This window comes from Marinobacter sp. DSM 26671 (assembly GCF_900112835.1).
Taxonomy (GTDB): domain Bacteria; phylum Pseudomonadota; class Gammaproteobacteria; order Pseudomonadales; family Oleiphilaceae; genus Marinobacter; species Marinobacter flavimaris.
The window spans coordinates 13,280-34,173 of record NZ_FONF01000005.1; the positions used below are offsets into that span (position 1 = coordinate 13,280).

Sequence of the window (20,894 nt, forward strand, 5' to 3'; positions counted from 1 at the left end):
ACAGCAGTTGCCTAATAAATGATAGTCCACCTACTTTTTAACCCACTGAAACTTGCTGGGAACAGCGTAAGGATGGAAAGGCATGAGCAGGGAATCCTTGCCGGAAGGCGGGCACCTGGGGTCCCGGGAAAAGCCAACGGGAAAGACGAGCGCAATTCACCGTAATCTTTTCCTGCAGGCGCTGAAATCTCTTCAGTTCGGTTCGTTATCGCTTACATGGCCGGATGGAAAGACGACCCGCCATGAAGGAAAACAAGACGGTGTGCATGCGGAAATGGCATTGCTGCAGTGGGATGTCATCGATCACCTGATCACCCACGGTGACGTGGGATTGGGCGAAGACTACATGGCAGGCAAATGGTCCACACCCGACTTGCTTGCCCTGATGCGCCTCGCCGCAGGCAATATCGTTGTTTTTGATCGGGTTTTGCACACCAGCGTATGGCTCAGGTTATGGCACTGGTGCAGGCACCGGTTGTCTTCCAATACACTGAAACGCAGCCGTAAGAACGTCCAGGAGCACTATGATTTAGGCAACGACTTTTATCAGCTCTGGCTGGACCGGAGCATGACATACTCCTGCGCCCTGTTTGACGGCAATACGTCCCTCTCGCTTTACGAGGCCCAGAAAGCGAAATATGAACGCATCCTTCAGCGACTGGCACCGGAACCGGGAAGCCGCATTCTGGAAATAGGCTGTGGCTGGGGTGGTTTCATGGAAATCGCAGCCACACACGGATGCCATGTGACCGGTGCGACCCTGTCCGGCGAACAGGCGGATTATGCCCGCCAGCGACTCGAGTCCGCCGGACTGGCGGAAAATGCCGAGGTTCGTTTACAGGACTACCGGGAGCTGTCCGGCCCCTTTGATTACCTGGTATCAATCGGGATGTTTGAGCACGTTGGCGAATCGTACTGGCCCGCCTACATGAGGGATGTGCACGACTACCTGAGACCTGGCGGCAAGGCAATGATACAGACCATTACCATTGCCGAGGAGCGATTTGAGCGATATCGCTCCGGCAACGACTTTTTGAGGGAACATATTTTCCCCGGTGGTATGCTGCCTTCCAGAAAGCGTTTTGAAGCTGTTGCCGCCGATAGCGGCCTGGTGGTGAACGATGTGTTCGAATTCGGGCAGGATTACGCCATTACGCTGGAAAAGTGGCTGGCGAACGTCGACGAACAGATACCGGCGATACGGGCGCTCGGGTACAGCGAGATGTTCGTGCGAAAGTGGCGGTTTTACCTGGCCAGCTGTGCCGGTATGTTTCGCGCCGGAGGTATCAATGTGATGCAGGTGGAGTTAAGCCGGGAGTAGCGACCCGGCTTTTCCGCAGCGACGAGCGTTATTGGCTGCAGGCATGGGAGCCTGTAGCCATGGGAATTATTCTTGACTTCGGGTGGGGTCCGCGGTTGCCCCCCAGCGCCATTGGGTAATCTCCGGCATATCCACGCCGTGCTCGATGATGTGATGCCGATGCTCGATCAGCCGGTCACGCAGCCATTGCTTGAGATAGGCGGCCCGTGACCCCAGTTGCGGAACCCGATCAATGACATCCGCCACCAGGTGGAAACGGTCCATGTCATTGCGCACCACCATGTCGAACGGCGTGGTGGTGCCTTCCTCCTTGTAGCCACGCACGTGGAGGTTCTTGTGATTGGTGCGCCGGTAGGTCAGGCGATGGATCAGCCAGGGATACCCGTGATAGGCGAAGATGATCGGTTTATCGGTCGTGAACAGGGTGTCGAAGTCCTTGTGTGACAGCCCGTTCGGGTGTTCCGCCTGGTCCTGCAGGGTCATGAGATCCACCACGTTGATCACACGCACCCTGAGCTCGGGCAGGTGGCGGCGCAGAATATCCACCGCCGCCAGGATCTCCAGAGTCGGCACGTCGCCGGCGGGCTCGGCCCGGCACTGGCTTGTTCGGTTTGTATAGGTTTTTCAAGATCAGGTCCTCCACAAAGTCAGGGATAGGAGTGCTTCAGGTCAGGCTCAGGTTTCTGTTGCGGCCGGATGACCTGCAGGCAAGCCCAAACTTCCCAGACCAGGAAAACCGCCAGCGCGACACGCTCCGCCAGGCCCGGCGCGATATCCAGTTGAATGGCGATCACGAACGCCGTCACCGCCGTCGCCGCGATCACCGACAGCACCAGCGAGGCGGCGCGCTGGCGGCGCCAGTCGAGCTGACGGCGAAAGGCCGCTGAAAACACGAACAGCGCGGCGAGTTCCAGTGCAAACGCCAGGCTGGCTGCCCCCCGGTGTATCTGCCCGGGCAGGTTCGGCGCCTGGCCGGGTGCCTCGATGGGAAACAACGCCGCCAGCAGGATACCGACCGCGGCCAGGCCGAACAGCAGTACCGACCAGGTCCGCAGCGGCCCCGGGCGCAGCGCGCCGCGCAGGGCCAGGGTCAGCGCCAGGTTACCCCAGCCATGCACGAAGGCGCCAACCATGAACAGCCAGCCAAACGGCTGGTTAGCCAGGTCGCTGACATAATCGCTGGTCCAGTCGACCCCGCTGCCGGTCAGGTGCAGGGCGATAATTGCCGCCCCGAACACCGCAACCCCCGCCAGCCCCAGCAGCGCAAGCCTGCGCACCGGCCATGAAAACCTGTGTTCCCTGGTCATACGTGCTTTCATCTCTCCTGAGTGTCTCCTGCGCGCCAGGACACCAACCCGACTCGCGATCTTCCTGGATGCGCGATACCCGCCCGCTCACCGTTGCCAAAGGATGTGAGCAGCTTCCAGGGGGATCGCCACACCATTGTGATGCGGCATGAGTCGCGCGGTATAGTCTGTCGCCGGGCGGGCCGCAGGGGCTGCTGCGCGATAGCTGTAGCCGCTTTCGCCGTCCGTCGGTTGCCGCAGGCGCTGCATCTCCACCCGTTCAGGTGCGCTACCGTCCCTGCCGTCGGCGTAGAGCTCAACCCGCACGGCCTCCGGATCAAGGTCTCCGAGGTAGACCTGAACCTCGAAGAGGTGTTGTTCACCGTCAGGCTCGACCTCAACGTCGCCGAAGCGTATCGCGGCCCATTTGTGATCCAGCGCGTGCCGCCATTCAACCAGTTCCGCGCCGACTCCCCCTTTGCCAGCGGCCCGCTCACGGTATGCAGCGGCAGCCGGGAGGTAGTGTTGCTCGGTGTATTCGCGCACCGTACGGTTGGTAGAAAAGCGCGGTGTCAACCGCGCCATGCTCTCGCGCATCCGGTTCACCCAGGCGGAGGGAATGCCTTGTTCATCACGCGTATAGAACTCGGGGATCACTTCGCGTTCGAGCAGGTCGTACAGCGCATCGGCTTCAGCCGCATCCCGGAACGGATCATCGCCATGTTCCTGGCCGTCCCCCAGTGCCCAGCCCACATCCGGAGTGTAGGCTTCCGCCCACCAGCCGTCCAATTCCGACAGATTGATACCACCATTGACAAGCACCTTCATGCCACTGGTGCCACTCGCCTCCCAGGGCCGGCGCGGCGTGTTGAGCCAGACATCCACGCCCTGCACCAGGTGCTCACCCAAGTGCATGTCATAGTCGCTCAGGAAGATCACACGGGCGCGCACCTCGGGCCGCTGGATGAATTGCATCCATTGCCGGATCAGGGCCTGGCCCGCCCGGTCCTGCGGATGAGCCTTGCCGGCCATAATGAGCTGCACCGGGCGCTGCGGGTCAGTCAGCAGGCGCAGCAGGCGCTCCGGGTCATGCAGCAGCAGGTTCGGCCTCTTATAGGTGGCGAAGCGGCGGGCAAAACCCAGCGTCAATACCCCGGGATCAAACAGCTGGTTCGCAGTATCAGCGGCCTCGGGCGCCTCGCCGGAGGCGGCCAGTTGCCGGGACAATCGATCACGGACGTAGTCAACCAACGCCTTACTGGCCGCCGTGCGGAATTGCCAGAGACGGGCGTCAGAGAGGGCGCGAATGTGCTGCTCATGGGTTTCCGTGGTCCCCAGCCAGCGTTCCTTGCCACAGGCCTCGGTCCAAAGATCATCCGCCGCCGCCGAGTCCCAGGTCGGCATGTGAACGCCGTTGGTCACGTGCGTAACCGGCACCTCATCCACGGGCCAGCGCGGGAACAGCGGCGCAAACAGGTGCCGGCTCACCTTGCCGTGCAGGCGACTTACGCCATTCACCGCCCCGCTGCCGCGGATCGCCAGGTACGCCATATTGAAATCCTCGGCCGGATCGTCCGGATTCCGGCGGCCCAGCGCCAGCAAATCGTCGAGCGTAATGCCGAGCTGGTTGCTTGCGTAGCCACCCAGGCAGTGCTCGATGAGGCCTGGTGGGAAACGGTCGAAGCCAGCGGCCACCGCCGTGTGGGTGGTGAAGAGATTGCCCGCGCGCGTGGCGGCCAGCGCAACGCCGAACGGCTGACCGGTCCGCTGCATGAAGTGGCGGGCGCGCTCCAGCACGGCCAGAGCCGCATGCCCTTCGTTCAGGTGGCAGACTTCCGGTTCGATACCGAGCGCGGCGAGCAACCGCCAGCCGCCAATCCCGAGGATCACCTCCTGCATCAGGCGTTGATCCGGCGCGCCCCCGTAAAGCTCACTGGTTATTCCCCGGTACGGCGGGTAGTTCGCCGCATCGTTGCTGTCCAGGAGGTAAAGCTTCACACGGCCCACCTGGACCTGCCAGGCGCGCAGCCAGATCGGGTGGCCGGGCAGGCCGAGCTGTATCCGCAGCCACTCCCCGTTGGAATGACGCAACGGCATGATTGGCAACTGGCCGGGATCGTTATACGGGTAAAGCGCCTGCTGTGCACCGTCCCGGTCGATCAGCTGGCGAAAATAGCCTTGCTGGTAGAGAAGCCCCACGCCAATCACCGGAACACCCAGATCGCTGGCGGCCTTGAGCTGATCGCCCGCCACGTTGCCCAGCCCGCCGGAATAAATGGGCAGGGCCTCGCTCAGCATGAACTCCATGCTGAAATAAGCGGCACAGGTTAAAGGCGGCCGCGGGTAGGTTTGCTGAAACCACGCCGGCGCCCGAGCGGCATCTCGCCTGGCCTGCACCAGGTCCCCGACGTCTTTACGGAACGCCGGATCGGCCAGAAGTCCCTGGAGCTTCTCCCGCGAGACCGTCTGCAGAACGACCCAGGGGTTACGTGTGGCTTGCCACAACTCGGGATCCAGCTGCCGCCACACCTGGTCGGTCGCATGATTCCATGACGAACGCATATCCAGGGCCAGCTCGGCCAGGGCATCAAATCCCTCGACATCCGTATGCAGCGGGCCGTATAGCAGCTGGCTGACAGGGGTTTCATTGTTCATGGGGTCTCCTTCCTTATTAAGACCGGGGCCTGCGCCCGTTGATAGCCCTTGCGCCGCCGCTCACCTGCGCCGCGGCTCACCAGAGTGGTGCCCCTGCCAGGGTCAGTTGTGCTCCGGGGGATTAAACCGCGGTTGCGTGGTCTTCATCAGGACCACCACGCCGACAACCGCCGACAGCAGCGAGCCTGCAATCACACTGAGACGGGCATTGCGAAATACCTCCGGATCGGGAAAGGCGAGGCCGGCGATGAACAGGCTCATAGTGAAACCGATGCCGGCGACAAGGGCCACGCCGGCGAGCTGGCCCCAACTCACCGACTCTGGAAGTCTTGCCACCCCGAGTCGCACCGCAAGCCAGGTGAAGCCAAAAATACCCAGCGGTTTCCCGGCGAACAGCCCTAGCAAGATCCCCAGCGACGTCGGAGAGGCAAGCGTGGCTGCACTCGCCAGCGTTAGCACAATGCCCGAGTTGAAGAACGCGAAGATCGGTACCACGCCGAGCGCCACCCACGGCTGAAGCGCCTGTTCCGCATCTTTCAGCGGCGAGAAAGAGCGAGCGCCCTGTCTGGCCCGCATGGGAATCGCAAGACCTATGGCCACCCCGGCGAGCGTCGCGTGAACGCCGGACTTAAGCACTGCGACCCAGAGAAACACACCCACGACGACGTAAGCCCCGGTACGCGTGACCTTGAAGATATTGAGCGTTACCAGGGCCACAATCCCCAGGGCCGCCAGCACCAGTGATGTTGTGGCAAGCTGCTCCGTATAGAACAACGCGATGATGACGATTGCCCCCAGGTCGTCGAAAATCGCGACCGCCGTCAGAAACACCTTGAGCGAGACCGGCACACGCGGGCCAAGCAGTACCAGCACGGTCAGCGCCAGCACCGCGTCGGTTGCGGCGGGAATCGCCCAGCCGCGCATGGCCTCCGGATCGCCGGCGTTGAACGCTGTGTAGATCAGCGCAGGGACAGCCATGCCACCCAGGGCGGCGAAACCGGGTGTGGCAATCGCCTTGGGTGTCGCCAGTTGCCCTTCCAGCACCTCACGTTTCAGCTCCAGGGCAATGAGCAGGAAAAAGAATACCATCAGCCCATCATTGATCCAGAGGATGATTGGCTTGTCGATGGCAAACTCACCCACGCGCAAGGACACCGGTAAATGGTGGACTATGTCATACCAGGCTTGCGCGGGAGAATTGTCGATCAGCAGCGCAAGCAGCATCGCCGCGAGCGTCATCAGGCCCGCGATGAGCTGCAGGCGCGACGAAGCACCGGAACTCACCGGCACCCCCCCGACGTGCTCGCAATCCGGGCAGGCACGAACTCAGTCCCCACTTTGCTTGGCATCGAAGTAACGGTGAAGTCGATTGTAGATCGGGCAGAACACCAGCCCGGCATAGGCGCCATATAGGAAACTCTCAATCAGGCCGACCACAAATCCCCACCAGGTCAGCCACTTGAATCCCGGCAATACCTGCTCAAGAAACGCATGCATATGCAGGCTTTGGGGCGTTACCAGTCCATAGATAACGCAGACAATGAAGGTGACCGCTGCGAACAACCCCAGCGCCCAGGTAACCAGTTTCGTGTTAAGCATGTTCCACTCCCATCAATGGCGATGACCCGAGGGTCGGTCCTGATTGCTGTCCGGTTTGTCCGGCTTGTCCGTCTTGTCGGACGCGCCATGTCCGCCGTGCCCGCCTCCGCCGTGACCACCATGCCCACCGTGACCGAACATGTGCATGGCCACGAACAGGATGCCGATAACCACCCAGAACCAGTTTTCCGCTAACCATTCCATATAACCCTCCTCCGTCTGCGGTTGCGCCCGACTGCCATTGTGTGATCTCCGGAGCGGGCATGCATCTCCAGCGAGATAAGCAAACCACAGTCACCTGAGTTCAACCTGAATTATTGGAGCGAACCGGATCGGGATTTGACCTCAATCAAGTCAGGAATGGGAAACTTTCTGCGGACAAATAAAAAAGGCAGACCAGTAGCTTACTGATCTGCCTTTCTCTTAGATGGTAGCGGGGGCTGGATTCGAACCAACGACCTCCGGGTTATGAGCCCGACGAGCTACCAGACTGCTCTACCCCGCATCAAACTGGTTGTTGCTCAGGGAGCCCCTGATCAACGTGGCGAGCATGATAAGGGCTGAGCCTGGCACTGTCAAAGGAAAGTTCCGGTTTTCCGGAAACTTACCGCTCCAGAATCGCTGTTACCCCCTGCCCGCCTGCGGTGCAGATGGAGATCAGGCCGCGGCCACTGCCCTTTTCCTCCAGCAACTTGGCCAGGGTCGCAATGATGCGCCCGCCGGTGGCGGCGAACGGATGGCCGGTGGCCAGGCTGCTACCTTTTACATTGAGTTTGTCCCGGTCGATGCTGCCCACCGGCTTGTCCAGCCCCAGACGGTCCTTGCAGAAGGCGGGATCCTGCCAGGCTTTCAGAGTACACAGCACCTGCGAGGCGAAGGCTTCGTGGATCTCGTAGAAATCGAAATCCTGAAGTGTCAGCCCCGCTTTTTCCAGCATCCGGGGTACGGCGTAAGCTGGCGCCATCAGCAGCCCCTCTTTCTTGTCCACAAAATCCACCGCTGCCACCTCGGAGAACGTCAGCCACGCCTTCACCTCATGGTTATTCTCTTTCGCCCACTCCTCACTGGCCAGCAGCACGCAGGAGGCGCCATCAGTCAGCGCCGTGCTGTTGGCCGCCGTCATGGTGCCGTTGTCCCGGTCAAACACCGGCTTGAGCGTCGCCAGCTTCTCAAGGGTTGTATCCGGCCGCAGAATATTGTCCTTGTCCAGCCCCGCCAGCGGCGTCAGCAAATCTTTAAAGAACCCCTCTTCATAGGCCTTGGCAAGCTTCTGATGACTCTCCCAGGCCAGCCTGTCCTGATCTTCCCGGGGAATGTCCCACTCCCTGGCCATCACCTGGGCATGCTCCCCCATGGACATGCCGGTGCGAGGCTCCCGGTTCTCCGGAACCAAGGGCACGAGGTGCGCGGGCCGGAACCGCGCCAGAATCTTCAACCGCTCGCCGGTGGTTTTGGCCCGGTTCAGATCCAGCAGAATCTCCCGAAGCCCCTCGCTTACACCAATCGGCGCATCGGACGTGGTATCGGTACCACCGGCAATACCACATTCGATCTGCCCCAGGGCAATCCTGTTGGCCACCAGAATGGCTGCCTCCAGCCCCGTCCCGCAGGCCAGCTGAATATCATAAGCCGGTGTCTCCGGCGCCAGACCACAACTCATCGCCGACTCCCGGGTAAGGTTAAAATCCCGGGAATGCTTGATCACCGCCCCTGCCGCCACTTCCCCGAGGCGCTTGCCCTGAAGACTGTACCGATCCACCAGCCCCCGCAGCGCGGATGTCAGCAACTCCTGGTTACTGATCTTGCTGTAGGCGGTATTGGACCGCGCAAACGGAACCCGGTTACCACCCAGCACTGCTACGCGGCGAATACCCGAAGGGGCTGTGCTGGTCTTTTTTGAAGTAGCGGTTTTCTTGCGTGGAGTTTTCGATGCTTCTGCCATGATCAATCCAATCCTTTTGCGGAAAATTTCATTGCCGGATGGAGCATTGGGGGCTGGCCTCCCAAAACCGTGCGGAGCCATGGATGGCGGAGCCGAGCGTACAAGGACGTATTCACAGCGTGTTTTGGGAGGCCAGCCCCCAATGCTCCCTGCACCCAGGCTGGCAACAAGTGTAGCGACAACGCACAATGCCTCATTGGCACCCCTGACAACACCCTACAGGCATTGAGTCAATCCAAAAACTGTCCGATTCTTTACCCTGTAGACAATCCGCATCCAGAGAACCGATTGCAACCACAAGGAAGCCCCCATGTCCGACCTCTATCTTAGACTGGTAAACACCCCCGTTGGTAGAACCGCCGCACAATCCCTTGGTCTCCCCGCGCCCGCGCCACTGAAGCGCCTGAAGCGCACCGACCAGCCATTTATCGAAGGCAAGGTGCTCATCGGCGCCGCCAACGGCGGAAAAGCCATTGCCACTTTAGGCAGTATTCTCGGCGCCAGCGCGGCCACCCTTCATCACGCCAGCGAAAGCAATCGCCTGGCGGACTCATCGAAAGCCGGCAACAAAGCCCGGCCGCTGGACCTGGCCTCCGACATCAACCAGCAGTTTTCGGCGCTGGTGTTTGACGCCACCGGCCTGAAAGGTCCGGCCGACCTGCGGGCACTATACGACTTCTTCCACCCCACCATCAAAAAACTGGGCAGCAACGCCCGCGTTCTGGTAATCGGCCAGAATCCCGCCAGTTGTCGCAAGGCGCCGCAGGCCGCCGCGCAACGGGCACTCGAAGGCTTCGTACGCAGCGTTGGCAAGGAAATCGGCAAGAAAGGCTCCACGGCGAACCTACTGTGGATGGCCCCAGGGGCAGAGAAGCAACTGGATTCCAGCGTGCGGTTCTTCCTGTCTGCCCGCTCTGCCTATGTGTCCGGCCAGGTCGTGAAGGTCGGCAAAGGCAACGCTGCCCCTGCCACCAATCCCGTCGCACCACTGACTGGAAAGGTGGCACTGGTCACCGGAGCGTCCAGGGGTATCGGTGCTGCCATTTCTGAAACCCTCGCCCGGGACGGCGCCACCGTGATCGGCCTCGACATTCCGCCGGCCATGGAAGAACTGGAAAAGGTCACATCCGCTATCAACGGGAAGGCTCTGGCCTGCGACATTACCGACGACAAAGCACCAAAGTTGATCGCCGACTTCATCGAAGAGCATTTCGGCGGCGTCGACCTGGTCATTCACAATGCCGGCATCACCCGCGACAAGACCCTTGGCAACATGCCGGAGCACTTCTGGGATATGACCATCGCAGTCAATCTGACCGCGGAGGAGTTGATCGACGAGGAACTGGCAAAGCGGGAGCTCATGAAAGAAAACGGACGCATTGTCTGTATTTCCTCCATCAGCGGCATCGCCGGCAACTTCGGACAGACCAACTACTCAACCGCCAAGTGCGGAGTGATCGGCTACGTGGAAGCCATGGCCCGGCAACTGAAAAACGGCATCACCATCAACGCCGTCGCCCCCGGGTTTATCGAAACCCGGATGACCGCCGCCATGCCGGTCACCATCCGAGAGGCCGGTCGTCGGATGAACAGCTTGTCCCAGGGCGGGCAACCGGTGGATGTGGCCGAGGCCATCGCCTGGTACTGCAGCCCTGCCTCCAATGGAGTGAATGGCAATGTTGTGCGCGTTTGTGGGCAGTCTTTGATTGGAAAGTAAAAAAGGGCCGATCCTCGCGGATCGGCCCTTTTTTGGAATTTTGGTGGGTGGTACTGGGATCGAACCAGTGACCCTCGCCTTGTAAGGGCGATGCTCTCCCAGCTGAGCTAACCACCCGGGAATACTTCATAAATAAAAGTGGCGGAGCGGACGGGACTCGAACCCGCGACCCCCGGCGTGACAGGCCGGTATTCTAACCAACTGAACTACCGCTCCGCATCAATTCCGGCCCTTGGGCCCGAACCTGAAACCGGATGGGGTGATCCGGTGATGCAACTGAAAGTGGTGGGTGGTACTGGGATCGAACCAGTGACCCTCGCCTTGTAAGGGCGATGCTCTCCCAGCTGAGCTAACCACCCACTTTCAAGCCTTCCTATCTAATCTAAAAAGGCATTCACTTGCTTGCCAGCCGTGCTGTCTCAACCAAGTGAGAGGCGCATTTTAAGCATTTGGCTGACGGTGTCAAATATTTTCCGGCAATTTTATAAAAAAACCTGCAAGCCATTCAAAAGCGTACAGTTTTTAAGCAAATTCAGTTTTTACCCGAGGTCTTGCTAGCGGTTTTGACTGCCCGTATGGCCGGGCGATTCTGGCCCGCCTGCTGAGCCTTCTCCTGCAGGGACAATTCGCTGACACGGCTGCGCCTGTCTTCGGGAACCGCTCGATTAGCGAGAGAGCAATTCAGATCGTCCAATCGTTTCTGCAGGTCACCCCAGCTGTCCAGCAACTGGGGAACGACATCATCCGCCAGTTTTTCGAATCTGAGTCGAAGAGAATCCTTGAGAGCCATTGTTTTTAAATTTTCCCGAGCCATTCACCTGCCATTAGTGTAGTCAGCACTCAGAAAATCCACCAGCCGCCTCCGGATTCTGCGTCTTCTCTGCGCTCCCGTTCCACCTCCAACTCCGCGTATTCCTGCTCCAGCCTCTTGATCTTGCGATCAGCTTCAAGAGGCACGGTTGGGCCACCACCGAACGGCCAGAACCAGGACGTGGATTCGTACTTGCCCTCCTGCTTCAGGCGCTCGATCTCGAGCTCACGCTCCTCCTCCAGCAGCACCAGTTGCCGCTCGTAATCCAGGTCTTCGTTCACTTCCACAATGGAGGTAGCCGCGTGGTTTGGCGCCAACAGATCACTGTTCAGAAAACGGGTGGAAACAATCTCCTCTGCCTGCATGGCATATTCCCGCGTCACCAGCTGGAGGTCGCCCTGAGTCAGCGGATGATCCGGATCCAGGTCCGGATGCCGTTGGCCCGGTTCCGAAAGCTCGTTATAACGCAGGTAATAGATCTGTCCTGGCTCAACGTCCAGAGTGGCATCGGCGATCAGGCTAAGACTGAAGGAGTTCATGCCCTCCAGACCCAGCAAAGGTCGGCGCATGGCGATGTGGCGCTCTCCGGGGCTTACCTCGAGCCAGGTGAAGCTGTCGTTGCGAATGTTGAAATAGTGGGTGTCATCTATGTAGACACTGGGCGCTTCAATTTCATCAGCCGCCCATTGGGAGTGGGTCCTGTAGAAGTACAGCACCGCGTTGCGCCGATCCCAGCTATCGTTGTCGATATGAACGAAGTCATGCCCGGAAACCGGATGCAGGAACGACCCGACGCTTTTGCCGATGGACTGATAAACCGTACAGCCCGGCAACGCCAGCAACAGCCACATCGCTGCCAGAAGCCGGGGAACAAGAAAAACGGAAGGCACTCGGGTTTTCATTGTTGTTAACTCTTCATCCTGATTGCGAGTTGCCTGATCTTAACAACTGCACAAAAACAGAAATGAGAGCTACCGCAAGGGATGGCTACAAACCGTTACAAAACCCGAAATGCCGATTGCTGGACCACGCTACGGGCAGTTACTGCCCGCTGATCTGGCTCCGTAACTGATTCACCTCTTCAGACAGCCGAACCAGACGGGAGGTCAGTTGTGACCGCGAGGCATCGATAGACTCAACCGTGCGCTTGAGACTGGCCACCTCATTACGGAGCGCCTGAACCCGGCCATCATCGGCCAGCTCATCGGTCTCCCGCTCCAGGGCCGAGATCCGACCCTCCATGCCGCTGATTCCCAGCTTCTGCTCCTGCTCAAAACGCCGGATACGGCTCTCGATCACCTGATCCACATCCGCCAGCTGCTGGCTCAATTTCGTCAACTGATCTGTTGCCTGCCGGTTGGCATCCTGCAGCGCTGAAATCGACGTCTCCGTTTGTTGTTTCAGGGCTGCAATATCGGCGGAAAGCGAGGACCGGACCTTTTCAACCGACGTCTCAAGCGAACCAATGGCCTGCTTGCCCTCCGCAAGGCCGGATTCCAAGGCGGCAATCCGTTCCTGCTGCTCATCCAGGCGCTTCTTGTTGCGTTCATTGGCAATGGCCCAGAGTTTCCGGATCTCACTGTCTGCCGTATCCAGACGCTTCGTATGCGCCGCGATCTGCTCCTCCAGAGTAGCGCCCCGCTCCTGAAGGTTTTCCCCCGTTTCCGAAAGCTCGCCCTCAAACCGAGCAAGCGCCAGCTTGCTCTGCCGCGCCCAGTAATCCGCTTCTTCAAGCTGCCCTTCCAACGCCTGAACCCGCTGCTCCTGGGAGTACCAGCCAGCACCCGCGGCAACGGCCAGCACAATCAACAACACCCACAGCATTGCCGAGCTACCGCGACCATTGCTGCCGCCACTTCCGTTACCGCCCTTGCCACCTTTGGGAGGCTTCGCTGGTGTCGACGGTTCGCCTTTCCCTCCGGACGCTGGCCTGGACTTTCTTTCCGCTGCCTTTTTCGACTCGGCACTACCAATCGGTCGTTCAGCCCTCAACTCATCATCATCTGGACGGATCGGTTCCATTACAGCTCCTGAGTATGGACGGTTAAAATAATAAGGTCTGATAATACCTGTACTTACCCGCAGGTAAAAATGAAGCCGCGCTCATGCCAAATCTTCCAGAGCGTTCGGGGCGGAGTTGAGAGGCCTTTTCCGGAAATGTCTGAAGCCAAGGATGGCTTCAGTCAAGCGCACATGGATGTGCTCGTAGCGGTTTCCGGAAAAGGCCTCTCAACTGCGCCTTCCACCAAGGTTTGTTGCATGGTAAGTAGCCAAAACATACAATGGCCGGCTTTCCAATTATCACAGGACTGTTGCATATGCAGCCGCTTGTAGGACTCATCATGGGCTCCAAATCCGACTGGCCCACCATGGAACACGCCGCCACCATGCTCGAAAAACTTGGCGTGCCCTATGAAACCAAAGTCGTCTCGGCCCATCGCACACCGGATCTGCTTTTTGACTACGCCAAAACGGCCGCAGACCGCGGCTTGAAAGTCATTATTGCGGGCGCCGGCGGCGCAGCGCACCTGCCGGGCATGGTTGCCTCACAAACCGCCCTGCCGGTCCTTGGTGTTCCTGTTCAGTCCAAAACCCTGAATGGACTGGATTCGTTGCTCTCCATCGTCCAGATGCCAGGCGGCATCGCTGTCGGCACCCTCGCTATTGGTAAAGCCGGCGCAACCAACGCTGGCCTGCTGGCAGCGCAGATTATCGGCACCTCAGACGACAGCGTACGCAAAGCGGTTGAGCAGTTCCGGGCCACACAGACCGAAACGATTCTGGACAATCCTGATCCTCGGGACCAGTAACAGGCAGGAGAACTCGAATGAGAATTGGTGTACTGGGCGCCGGCCAACTGGGAAGAATGCTGGCACTGGCCGGATACCCACTGGCCAAGACCTTTGTTTTCTATGACATGTCCGGCAGCCCCAGTGCCGGCCTTGGTGAAGTCATCATCGACCGCGAGGGCCAGTACCTGGATGATTTCCTCTCCCGGGTCGACCGTGTTACCTATGAGTTCGAACACCTGCCAGTAAACGTGGCCGAGAAAATTGCTGCTCACAAACCGGTTCACCCCTGCCCCCGGGCATTGCAGGTTTGTCAGAACCGGGAAGCGGAAAAGACTCTGTTCGGCGGGCTGGGCATCCCCACGCCAGAATGGAAAATTGCCGATAGCGCCGCCTCGTTGAAAGCCGCGGCCGAGGAACTTGGCTGCCCGGTGGTAGCGAAGTCCAACACCGAAGGATACGACGGCAAAGGCCAGGCCGTACTCAAATCGCCTGAGGACGCCGAGGCCGCCTGGACCTCCATCGGCCACCCCCGCCTTATCGTGGAAAAGTTCGTCGACTTTCACCGGGAAGTGTCGATCATCGCCGTTCGCGCTGAAGACGGTGAGCTGGCCTTCTACCCGATGGCGGAGAACACCCACCACGAGGGGATTCTGCGCTACTCCATTGCGCCTGCTCCGAAGCTCGAGAAGCACGTTCAGGAAGATGCGGAGCGGTACATCAAGGCACTACTGAACGAATTGGACTATGTCGGCGTATTAACGCTTGAGTTGTTCGAGACAACCGATGGCCTGGTCGCCAACGAGATGGCGCCGAGGGTTCACAACTCGGGACACTGGACCATCGAAGGCGCGATGACCAGCCAGTTCGAGAACCACATTCGCGCGGTAAGCGGGCACCCTCTTGGCAATGTTGCTCCACGTGGTTTGAGCTGCATGATCAATATCATCGGAGAGCACGGCGACATCGAGCGAATCCTCGAACTGCCCTACGCCCATGTTCATCTCTATAATAAGGGTGAACGACCGGGTCGGAAGCTGGGCCACGTAAACATACTGGCCGACAGCTACGAAGAGCTTGTCTGGCGGGTGAAGAACTGCGCCCAGTTCCTGCCGGGCAGCCCAGAGTTTAAAAGTTCTTTAGCACCAAAGGGTTGATCTGACTCAAATCGACCCTATATTGGGGTAACGAACATCAACATAAACAGAGAGACAGGGAGAACGACCTCATGGCATTTGAACTTCCCGCACTGCCCTACGAAAAGAACGCACTGGAACCGCACATCTCTCAGGAAACGCTCGAGTACCATTACGGCAAGCATCACAACACCTACGTCACCAAGCTCAATGGCCTGATCGAAGGTACGGACAACGCCAACAAATCTCTTGAAGACATCATCAAGAGTGCGAGCGGCCCGCTGTTCAACAACGCCGCACAGGTCTGGAACCACACCTTCTACTGGCACTGCCTGAGCCCGAACGGCGGTGGTGAACCCACCGGTGCTGCCAAGGAAGCGATCGAGAAGGCGTTCGGTTCTTTTGAAGATTTCAAGAAAGAATTCAATGACAAAGCAGCCAACAACTTCGGTTCTGGCTGGACCTGGCTGGTGAAAAAAGCGGACTGCTCCGTTGCCATCGCGAATACCAGCAACGCTGAAACGCCGTTGACCGGTGCCGACAAGCCGGTACTGACCGTCGACGTCTGGGAGCACGCGTACTACATCGACTATCGCAACTCCCGCCCGAACTACCTGGAAGCTTTCTGGAACCTGGTGAACTGGGATTTCGTAAACGAAAACCTGGCCTGATCCCGGCCTCGCTTCCAGACTCAGTCTAAAACGACTGTGATCAAGCGCCCGCCCCTGGCGGGCGTTTTTGTGTCTGCGATACCCAAGCAATTACAATTTGATACAAGCACACTCTGAAATCTTTGGAAAAATCGCCGATACTCCATGAAGATATCGCGAATCTGAACCATACTTGGAAACAACCATCAGGGTGAGCCCCCACGCACATCACCCAAAGTGCGACACCTTTGCCCTGAACCTTGCAGATCAGCGGCTCTGCAAAAACCGGAACAAGACAGGCTTGAATGCAAAACTCCTTCGAGGTTGAACATCGCCTGGGCTATCGAATCTTACGGTGGATTCTTGCGGTGGCCCTTGCCAGTGGCGTCGTTGTCAGTGCCATACAGGTCATCCTGGACGCCCAACGTGTGTCCAGAGGGCTGGATAGCGATGCCAAGCAAACCATCGCGATGGTGAAAGACGCAGCCACCCAGGCGGTGTTCAGCATCGACGCCGAGCTCGCGCAACAAGTCGTGGACGGCCTCTTCGCCAAGGAAGCCGTCCACATGGCCCGCATCGTCCACCCTGACGGCGACCCACTGGGAGATCGCAGCCGGCCACTCCAGGAAACCGCTTTCCGCCCGGTCACCGATCCGATTTTCGACGCCGACCGGCTCTATCGGGAACCGCTTTTCCGCGAGGGTAATCCGGAAGACGTCTACGGCTTTCTTGACGTTCACTACGACACTGCAGCAGCGGCCCGCACCTGGTTGGACAGGGCGGCTGTCACTTTCGCTTCCGGCATGGCCACAGCTCTCATTCTCGGCATGGTGTTGTTCTATGTATTCCACCTGCTCCTGACGCGCCCCCTCCTCCGAATTGTCAATTCCGTGAGGCAGGTGGATCCTGCGCACCCGGATGACCGCCTGGTCACCACGCCATCCGGCCACCAGAGCGACGAACTCGGCCTCTGGGTCAACGCAACCAACAACCTTCTGGTGGCCATTGGCGACAGCCAGAAACGCCATCGCGAGGCGGAGGACCGGGTGAGCCGTCTCTCACGTTACGACCAGCTCACTGGCCTGCCCAGCCGGGATACCTTCATGGAGTTGCTGGTGCGGGATATTGAGGATGCCGCCAGGCGCAACGCCCAACTGTCGCTGATTGTCTGCGGCATCGACGATTTCAAATCGGTGAACGAGCAGTGCGGTTTCCGGTCCGGGGACCTTATTCTACAGACCGTTGCCGACCGCCTGACCAACAAACTGGACAATGCCCGCTTCACCATTGCACGCCTCGGCAGCGACCAGTTCGTGGTTGTCCAGAAAGGACTTCGGGACGGGTTTCAAGCAGCAGACACAGCTGAGCGAATCCTGGCCTGTGTCAATGAGCCCATGCTGGTCGAAGACCAGAACATCTCAATCAGCGCCACCCTGGGGGTTGCTCTTTACCCCTCCGACACCAGCAAGGCAGACCGACTGCTTCAGAGTGCCGAACAGACCATGACCCTGGCCAAGCAGAACGGTCACAACCACTTCCAGTTCTATGTCGCCAGCATTGACCAGGAAATCCGGGACCGGAAGCAACTGGAAAAGGATTTGTCCCAGGCTCTTGGTAATCACCAATTTCATCTGGTTTACCAGCCCCAGATTAATCTGGAGAGCAAACGGGTAATCGGGGCAGAGGCATTGTTACGTTGGGAGCACCCGACTCGTGGCACGGTTCCCCCCGACTTCTTTATCCCGGTGGCCGAAGCAAACGGCTCTATCGTGGAAATTGGCCAGTGGGTTCTGGACCAGGCTTGTTGGCAGGCAGCTCGCTGGGCCTCGGACGGCTCGCCGCTTCGTATTGCTGTTAATCTCTCGGCCGTTCAGCTGCGCCAGGAAAGCATTGTCGATGATATTCTCGATACCCTGCGACGACACAAGATACCGGCCGGGCGGCTGGAGCTGGAGGTAACAGAAACCAGCTTCATGACCAACCTGTCAGACGCCGTAGCCAAACTCCACAGACTCAACAAAGCGGGAATAAGCATCGCGGTGGACGACTTTGGAACCGGCTACTCGTCACTGACCTACCTCAAACAGATGCCGGTACAGCATCTGAAGATCGACAAACAGTTTATCCGCGATCTGCTGGTCAATGAGGAAGATACCCGAATCGCCAATACCATCATCGACCTTGGCAAGAGTCTGAACCTGTCAGTGGTTGCTGAAGGGGTGGAAACGGCAGAGCAGGAATATTACCTGAGCCAGCGTGGCTGCAAGCTCGCCCAGGGCTATTTCTTCAGCAAACCGTTGCCGCCGCGTGAATTTGAGACCTTCGTTAAAGGTTTTCACGAGCAGATCGTGGAAAATAACCTCTGAACCACTACCTCTAGGAGTTGCCATGGGAACCACTGTTATCGGCCTGATCGTTATCGCCGTCATTGTTTTCTATCTGGTCTTTATCTACAACCGCCTGGTTTCCCTGCGCAACCAGTTCAAAAACGGGTTTGCCCAGATTGATGTTCAACTGCAGCGTCGGCACGACCTTATTCCGAATCTTGTGGAAGCGGCAAAAGCCTATCTGACCCACGAAAAAAGCACCCTCACCCAGGTGATGGAAGCCCGCAACAATGCGGTCAGCGCCCAAAAAGACGCCGCCAAGGATCCCGGCGATGGAACCAAGATCCAACGCCTGGGCAGCGCCGAAAACCTGCTCACCAAGGCGCTCGCAAATTTCTACGCCGTGGCCGAGAACTATCCGGAGCTGAAGGCCAACGAAACCATTCAGCAACTGATGGAAGAACTCTCCAGCACCGAGAACCGGGTCGCCTTTGCCCGCCAGGCCTATAACGATGGCGTCATGAGCTACAACATTTTCCGGGAGCAGTTCCCGAATAATGTTATCGCCGGCATGTTTGCGTTCAAGGAAACGTCGCAACTGGAACTGGAATCACCGGAAGCCCGTCAGGCACCGAAAGTGGCCTTCTGAGGCCCTGAGTCATGGCTCATCCCGGTTTTTTTCAGCGCCAGGCCCACGCCCGGCGCAACACCATTCTGCTGGTTTTTCTTTTCCTGACGGCGGTCGCGTTTATCACGCTTGCTGTCTGCCTTGTGGGTTATTTCGTAACCCGTAGTGAATCCTCCGGTCTTGCGTTCCACCACTGGCTGCTCTCCAATCATGGCCTGCTGACCGCCGTTACGGTTGTTTCCCTGATTGTTCTGGGCTCCCTGCTCCGCTGGGTTGATCTGGCCGGAGGTGGCGACCGGGTCGCCAAAATGGTTGGCGCCAGACCCATTGACCCCGATACCCGCGACAGTGACGAGCGCAAACTGCGCAACATCGTTGAGGAAATGGCTATTGCCAGTGGTGTCTCGGTGCCGGAACTCTATGTGATGGATCAGGAAACCGGCATCAACGCTTTTGTGGCCGGCTACACTCCCGGTGAGGCCGTCATGGTCGTCACCCACGGCGCCATCACCCAGTTATCCCGGGACGAACTGCAAGGCGTGGTCGCCCATGAATTCAGCCATATTTTCAACGGCGACATGCGGCTGAACGTTCGGCTCATTGCCCTGCTTGCCGGCATCCTGATGATCGGACAGATTGGCGGCTTTCTACTGCGCGCATCCTTCTACCGCGGCCACCGGGTGGGTCGATCACGGGACGGTCGGGCCCAGGCGGCCATGGGCATCATTGGTCTGGCCCTCTTTGTGATTGGCTATGTGGGCGTTTTCTTTGGCCGGCTGATACAGGCAGCGGTCTCCAGGCAACGCGAAATGCTGGCAGACGCATCCTCCGTGCAATTTACCCGCAATCCCGAAGGCATTGCCGGAGCGCTGTTCAAGATCGGAATGAAGGGCGGTTACCTGGACACAACCAGCCACGCCAGCGACATGAATCACATGTGTTTTGGCGAAAGTGCGCGGATGAAGTTCACCTCTTTGCTGGCATCCCACCCGCCCATAGATGAGCGAATCAATGCCATTCAGCCCGGCATGCTGGCCAGATTGCGAAGCCGGCTCAGGGATACCGAACCAGGCGCCGATCTCTACCGGGGAGGCTCTGGAGCACCAGAAGCGGGCGCGTCCGGGTTCAGTGGCGCGGCAACTGACATACTCGGGCCGGTTACCGGCAGGAGTGGCAGAACCTCACCGCTTGCATCCAGCCCGGAAAAAACCATAAAACCGGCCCGGAAATTTTCAGATCAGGTCGGCACTATCAACCGGCAAAGCGAAGATTTCGCCCTGCGTTTTCTGGAACGCCTGCCAGCCACCTTCCGAAACCTGCTGTACACCCGGGCCGGGGCCACGCAGCTCTGCTATGCCATGCTGATCAGCGAACTGCCGCGTCCACAGCAAACGGAACGGCTGAACCTGCTGCCGGCACACCCGGTATTGGGCAGCCAGCCGGATCTACTCGAGAAACTGCTGCCGGCACTGAAAACCATCGGCGATGGCGTCCGTTTCCCTGCCCTGGAGCTGGCCATGCCTGCCCTTCGCAAGCTGGACCCGGAAGAGCGGGAGTTGCTCATTACCAATGTCCAGAAACTTGTGGCGGCGGATAACCGGGTTACCCTGTTTGAACTCGCTCTGACAAGCTTCCTGTCACGCCACCTGGGCGACGAAGCAGCCAGAGTGGTACCGGTGCGCTATAAGAGCTACAAACCGGTCATGCCGGCCCTCCAGAGGCTCCTGAGCTTGATGGCAAGGGCTGGGTCTGAGTCCCAATCTGACGCCGAGAAGCTCTATCGGGAGGCCATGGCCGGCTTCATGAATGCGAAGGATGGAGTGGAGCCAGTTCTGGAAAAAGTCACCATGCGCCAGCTACGGGAAGCGTTGACCGCGTTGAACGGTCTTTCACCGCTGCTGAAACCGGCAATCATCGATGCCTGTGGGCACTGCATTACCCGCGACGGGAAAGTGGAAACCCGGGAGTACGAACTGATGCGGCTGGTGGCGGACCAGATGGATTGCCCGATGCCGCCACTGGCTGTCTGAGCG

Annotated in this window: 18 protein-coding genes and 4 tRNA genes; 8 read left to right on the forward strand and 14 right to left on the reverse strand. The window is 59.0% G+C overall.

The window, feature by feature from the left end:
* Positions 1–82: 82 nt before the first annotated feature.
* The gene (locus tag BM035_RS06855; RefSeq protein WP_008177432.1) at positions 83–1,321 is read left to right on the forward strand and encodes an SAM-dependent methyltransferase; all 1,239 of its coding nucleotides are present in this window, start codon (positions 83–85) and stop codon (positions 1,319–1,321) included.
* Positions 1,322–1,387: 66 nt separating this feature from the next.
* Here the strand turns inward: BM035_RS06855 and BM035_RS06860 are convergent, their stop codons facing one another.
* The 8 genes from BM035_RS06860 to BM035_RS06895 all read right to left on the reverse strand — a co-directional run bounded on the left by BM035_RS06860 (position 1,388) and on the right by BM035_RS06895 (position 8,803).
* Positions 1,388–1,894 (reverse strand): phosphoketolase family protein, encoded by a 507-nt coding sequence (locus BM035_RS06860; RefSeq protein ID WP_008177429.1) that lies wholly within the window; start codon positions 1,892–1,894, stop codon positions 1,388–1,390.
* A 74-nt stretch (positions 1,895–1,968) separates the two neighbouring features.
* Positions 1,969–2,640 (reverse strand): DUF998 domain-containing protein, encoded by a 672-nt coding sequence (locus BM035_RS06865; protein ID WP_053112512.1) that lies wholly within the window; start codon positions 2,638–2,640, stop codon positions 1,969–1,971.
* A gap of 75 nt (positions 2,641–2,715) precedes the next feature.
* On the reverse strand, positions 2,716–5,262 hold the full coding sequence (gene glgP / locus BM035_RS06870; protein WP_092030846.1) for an alpha-glucan family phosphorylase: 2,547 nt from the start codon (positions 5,260–5,262) through the stop codon (positions 2,716–2,718).
* Positions 5,263–5,364: 102 nt separating this feature from the next.
* Positions 5,365–6,546 (reverse strand): Na+/H+ antiporter NhaA, encoded by a 1,182-nt coding sequence (gene nhaA, locus BM035_RS06875; protein WP_227507797.1) that lies wholly within the window; start codon positions 6,544–6,546, stop codon positions 5,365–5,367.
* Positions 6,547–6,588: 42 nt separating this feature from the next.
* Positions 6,589–6,861 (reverse strand): DUF5676 family membrane protein, encoded by a 273-nt coding sequence (locus tag BM035_RS06880; RefSeq protein ID WP_053112513.1) that lies wholly within the window; start codon positions 6,859–6,861, stop codon positions 6,589–6,591.
* A 12-nt stretch (positions 6,862–6,873) separates the two neighbouring features.
* Complete coding sequence (locus tag BM035_RS06885) at positions 6,874–7,065, reverse strand: hypothetical protein (protein WP_053112515.1); 192 nt, start codon at positions 7,063–7,065, stop codon at positions 6,874–6,876.
* Positions 7,066–7,289: 224 nt separating this feature from the next.
* Positions 7,290–7,366: transfer RNA gene (locus BM035_RS06890), tRNA-Met, on the reverse strand.
* A gap of 99 nt (positions 7,367–7,465) precedes the next feature.
* Positions 7,466–8,803, reverse strand: coding sequence for an acetyl-CoA C-acetyltransferase (locus tag BM035_RS06895; protein ID WP_075267570.1), 1,338 nt, complete (start codon positions 8,801–8,803; stop codon positions 7,466–7,468).
* A 310-nt stretch (positions 8,804–9,113) separates the two neighbouring features.
* Between BM035_RS06895 and BM035_RS06900 the strand changes: the two genes are divergently transcribed.
* The gene (locus BM035_RS06900; protein ID WP_053112517.1) at positions 9,114–10,520 is read left to right on the forward strand and encodes a 3-oxoacyl-ACP reductase; all 1,407 of its coding nucleotides are present in this window, start codon (positions 9,114–9,116) and stop codon (positions 10,518–10,520) included.
* A gap of 41 nt (positions 10,521–10,561) precedes the next feature.
* On the opposite strand, the gene BM035_RS06905 is transcribed toward BM035_RS06900, so the two are convergent.
* The 6 genes from BM035_RS06905 to BM035_RS06930 form a co-directional block, all read right to left on the reverse strand.
* Positions 10,562–10,637: transfer RNA gene (locus BM035_RS06905), tRNA-Val, on the reverse strand.
* A gap of 22 nt (positions 10,638–10,659) precedes the next feature.
* Positions 10,660–10,736 (reverse strand) — tRNA-Asp (locus tag BM035_RS06910).
* A gap of 67 nt (positions 10,737–10,803) precedes the next feature.
* Positions 10,804–10,879: transfer RNA gene (locus BM035_RS06915), tRNA-Val, on the reverse strand.
* 173 nt (positions 10,880–11,052) lie between these two features.
* A complete protein-coding gene (locus BM035_RS06920) occupies positions 11,053–11,310 on the reverse strand; it encodes a hypothetical protein (RefSeq protein ID WP_008171388.1) in 258 nt (85 codons plus the stop codon).
* 50 nt (positions 11,311–11,360) lie between these two features.
* Positions 11,361–12,233, reverse strand: a complete 873-nt coding sequence (locus BM035_RS06925) for a DUF2846 domain-containing protein (RefSeq protein WP_092030850.1) — start codon at positions 12,231–12,233, stop codon at positions 11,361–11,363.
* 139 nt (positions 12,234–12,372) lie between these two features.
* On the reverse strand, positions 12,373–13,353 hold the full coding sequence (locus tag BM035_RS06930; protein ID WP_092030852.1) for a hypothetical protein: 981 nt from the start codon (positions 13,351–13,353) through the stop codon (positions 12,373–12,375).
* Between the two features lie 296 nt (positions 13,354–13,649).
* Between BM035_RS06930 and purE the strand changes: the two genes are divergently transcribed.
* The 6 genes from purE (at position 13,650) to BM035_RS06960 (ending at position 20,891) form a co-directional block, all read left to right on the forward strand.
* Positions 13,650–14,141, forward strand: a complete 492-nt coding sequence (purE, locus tag BM035_RS06935) for a 5-(carboxyamino)imidazole ribonucleotide mutase (RefSeq protein ID WP_008171382.1) — start codon at positions 13,650–13,652, stop codon at positions 14,139–14,141.
* 17 nt (positions 14,142–14,158) lie between these two features.
* Positions 14,159–15,277: a 5-(carboxyamino)imidazole ribonucleotide synthase gene (locus BM035_RS06940; protein WP_092030854.1), complete on the forward strand. Its 1,119-nt coding sequence runs from the start codon at positions 14,159–14,161 to the stop codon at positions 15,275–15,277.
* A gap of 71 nt (positions 15,278–15,348) precedes the next feature.
* Positions 15,349–15,927, forward strand: a complete 579-nt coding sequence (gene sodB / locus BM035_RS06945; RefSeq protein ID WP_092030856.1) for a superoxide dismutase [Fe] — start codon at positions 15,349–15,351, stop codon at positions 15,925–15,927.
* A 284-nt stretch (positions 15,928–16,211) separates the two neighbouring features.
* A complete protein-coding gene (locus BM035_RS06950; protein ID WP_008171375.1) occupies positions 16,212–18,272 on the forward strand; it encodes a putative bifunctional diguanylate cyclase/phosphodiesterase in 2,061 nt (686 codons plus the stop codon).
* Between the two features lie 22 nt (positions 18,273–18,294).
* Entirely contained in the window at positions 18,295–18,882 is a 588-nt protein-coding gene (locus BM035_RS06955; RefSeq protein ID WP_053112523.1) for a LemA family protein, read from the forward strand.
* Between the two features lie 11 nt (positions 18,883–18,893).
* Positions 18,894–20,891: a M48 family metallopeptidase gene (locus BM035_RS06960; RefSeq protein ID WP_092030858.1), complete on the forward strand. Its 1,998-nt coding sequence runs from the start codon at positions 18,894–18,896 to the stop codon at positions 20,889–20,891.
* Positions 20,892–20,894 lie beyond the last annotated feature (3 nt).

Bases quoted from the DNA above. Each gene is read 5' to 3' on its own strand.
- BM035_RS06855 (WP_008177432.1), top strand. From the start codon at position 83: ATGAGCAGGGAATCCTTGCCGGAAGGCGGGCACCTGGGGTCCCGGGAA.
- BM035_RS06865 (WP_053112512.1), bottom strand. From the start codon at position 2,640: ATGAAAGCACGTATGACCAGGGAACACAGGTTTTCATGGCCGGTGCGC.
- glgP (WP_092030846.1), bottom strand. From the start codon at position 5,262: ATGAACAATGAAACCCCTGTCAGCCAGCTGCTATACGGCCCGCTGCAT.
- BM035_RS06880 (WP_053112513.1), bottom strand. From the start codon at position 6,861: ATGCTTAACACGAAACTGGTTACCTGGGCGCTGGGGTTGTTCGCAGCG.
- BM035_RS06885 (WP_053112515.1), bottom strand. From the start codon at position 7,065: ATGGAATGGTTAGCGGAAAACTGGTTCTGGGTGGTTATCGGCATCCTG.
- BM035_RS06895 (WP_075267570.1), bottom strand. From the start codon at position 8,803: ATGGCAGAAGCATCGAAAACTCCACGCAAGAAAACCGCTACTTCAAAA.
- BM035_RS06900 (WP_053112517.1), top strand. From the start codon at position 9,114: ATGTCCGACCTCTATCTTAGACTGGTAAACACCCCCGTTGGTAGAACC.
- BM035_RS06920 (WP_008171388.1), bottom strand. From the start codon at position 11,310: ATGGCTCTCAAGGATTCTCTTCGACTCAGATTCGAAAAACTGGCGGAT.
- BM035_RS06925 (WP_092030850.1), bottom strand. From the start codon at position 12,233: ATGAAAACCCGAGTGCCTTCCGTTTTTCTTGTTCCCCGGCTTCTGGCA.
- BM035_RS06930 (WP_092030852.1), bottom strand. From the start codon at position 13,353: ATGGAACCGATCCGTCCAGATGATGATGAGTTGAGGGCTGAACGACCG.
- purE (WP_008171382.1), top strand. From the start codon at position 13,650: ATGCAGCCGCTTGTAGGACTCATCATGGGCTCCAAATCCGACTGGCCC.
- BM035_RS06940 (WP_092030854.1), top strand. From the start codon at position 14,159: ATGAGAATTGGTGTACTGGGCGCCGGCCAACTGGGAAGAATGCTGGCA.
- sodB (WP_092030856.1), top strand. From the start codon at position 15,349: ATGGCATTTGAACTTCCCGCACTGCCCTACGAAAAGAACGCACTGGAA.
- BM035_RS06950 (WP_008171375.1), top strand. From the start codon at position 16,212: ATGCAAAACTCCTTCGAGGTTGAACATCGCCTGGGCTATCGAATCTTA.
- BM035_RS06955 (WP_053112523.1), top strand. From the start codon at position 18,295: ATGGGAACCACTGTTATCGGCCTGATCGTTATCGCCGTCATTGTTTTC.
- BM035_RS06960 (WP_092030858.1), top strand. From the start codon at position 18,894: ATGGCTCATCCCGGTTTTTTTCAGCGCCAGGCCCACGCCCGGCGCAAC.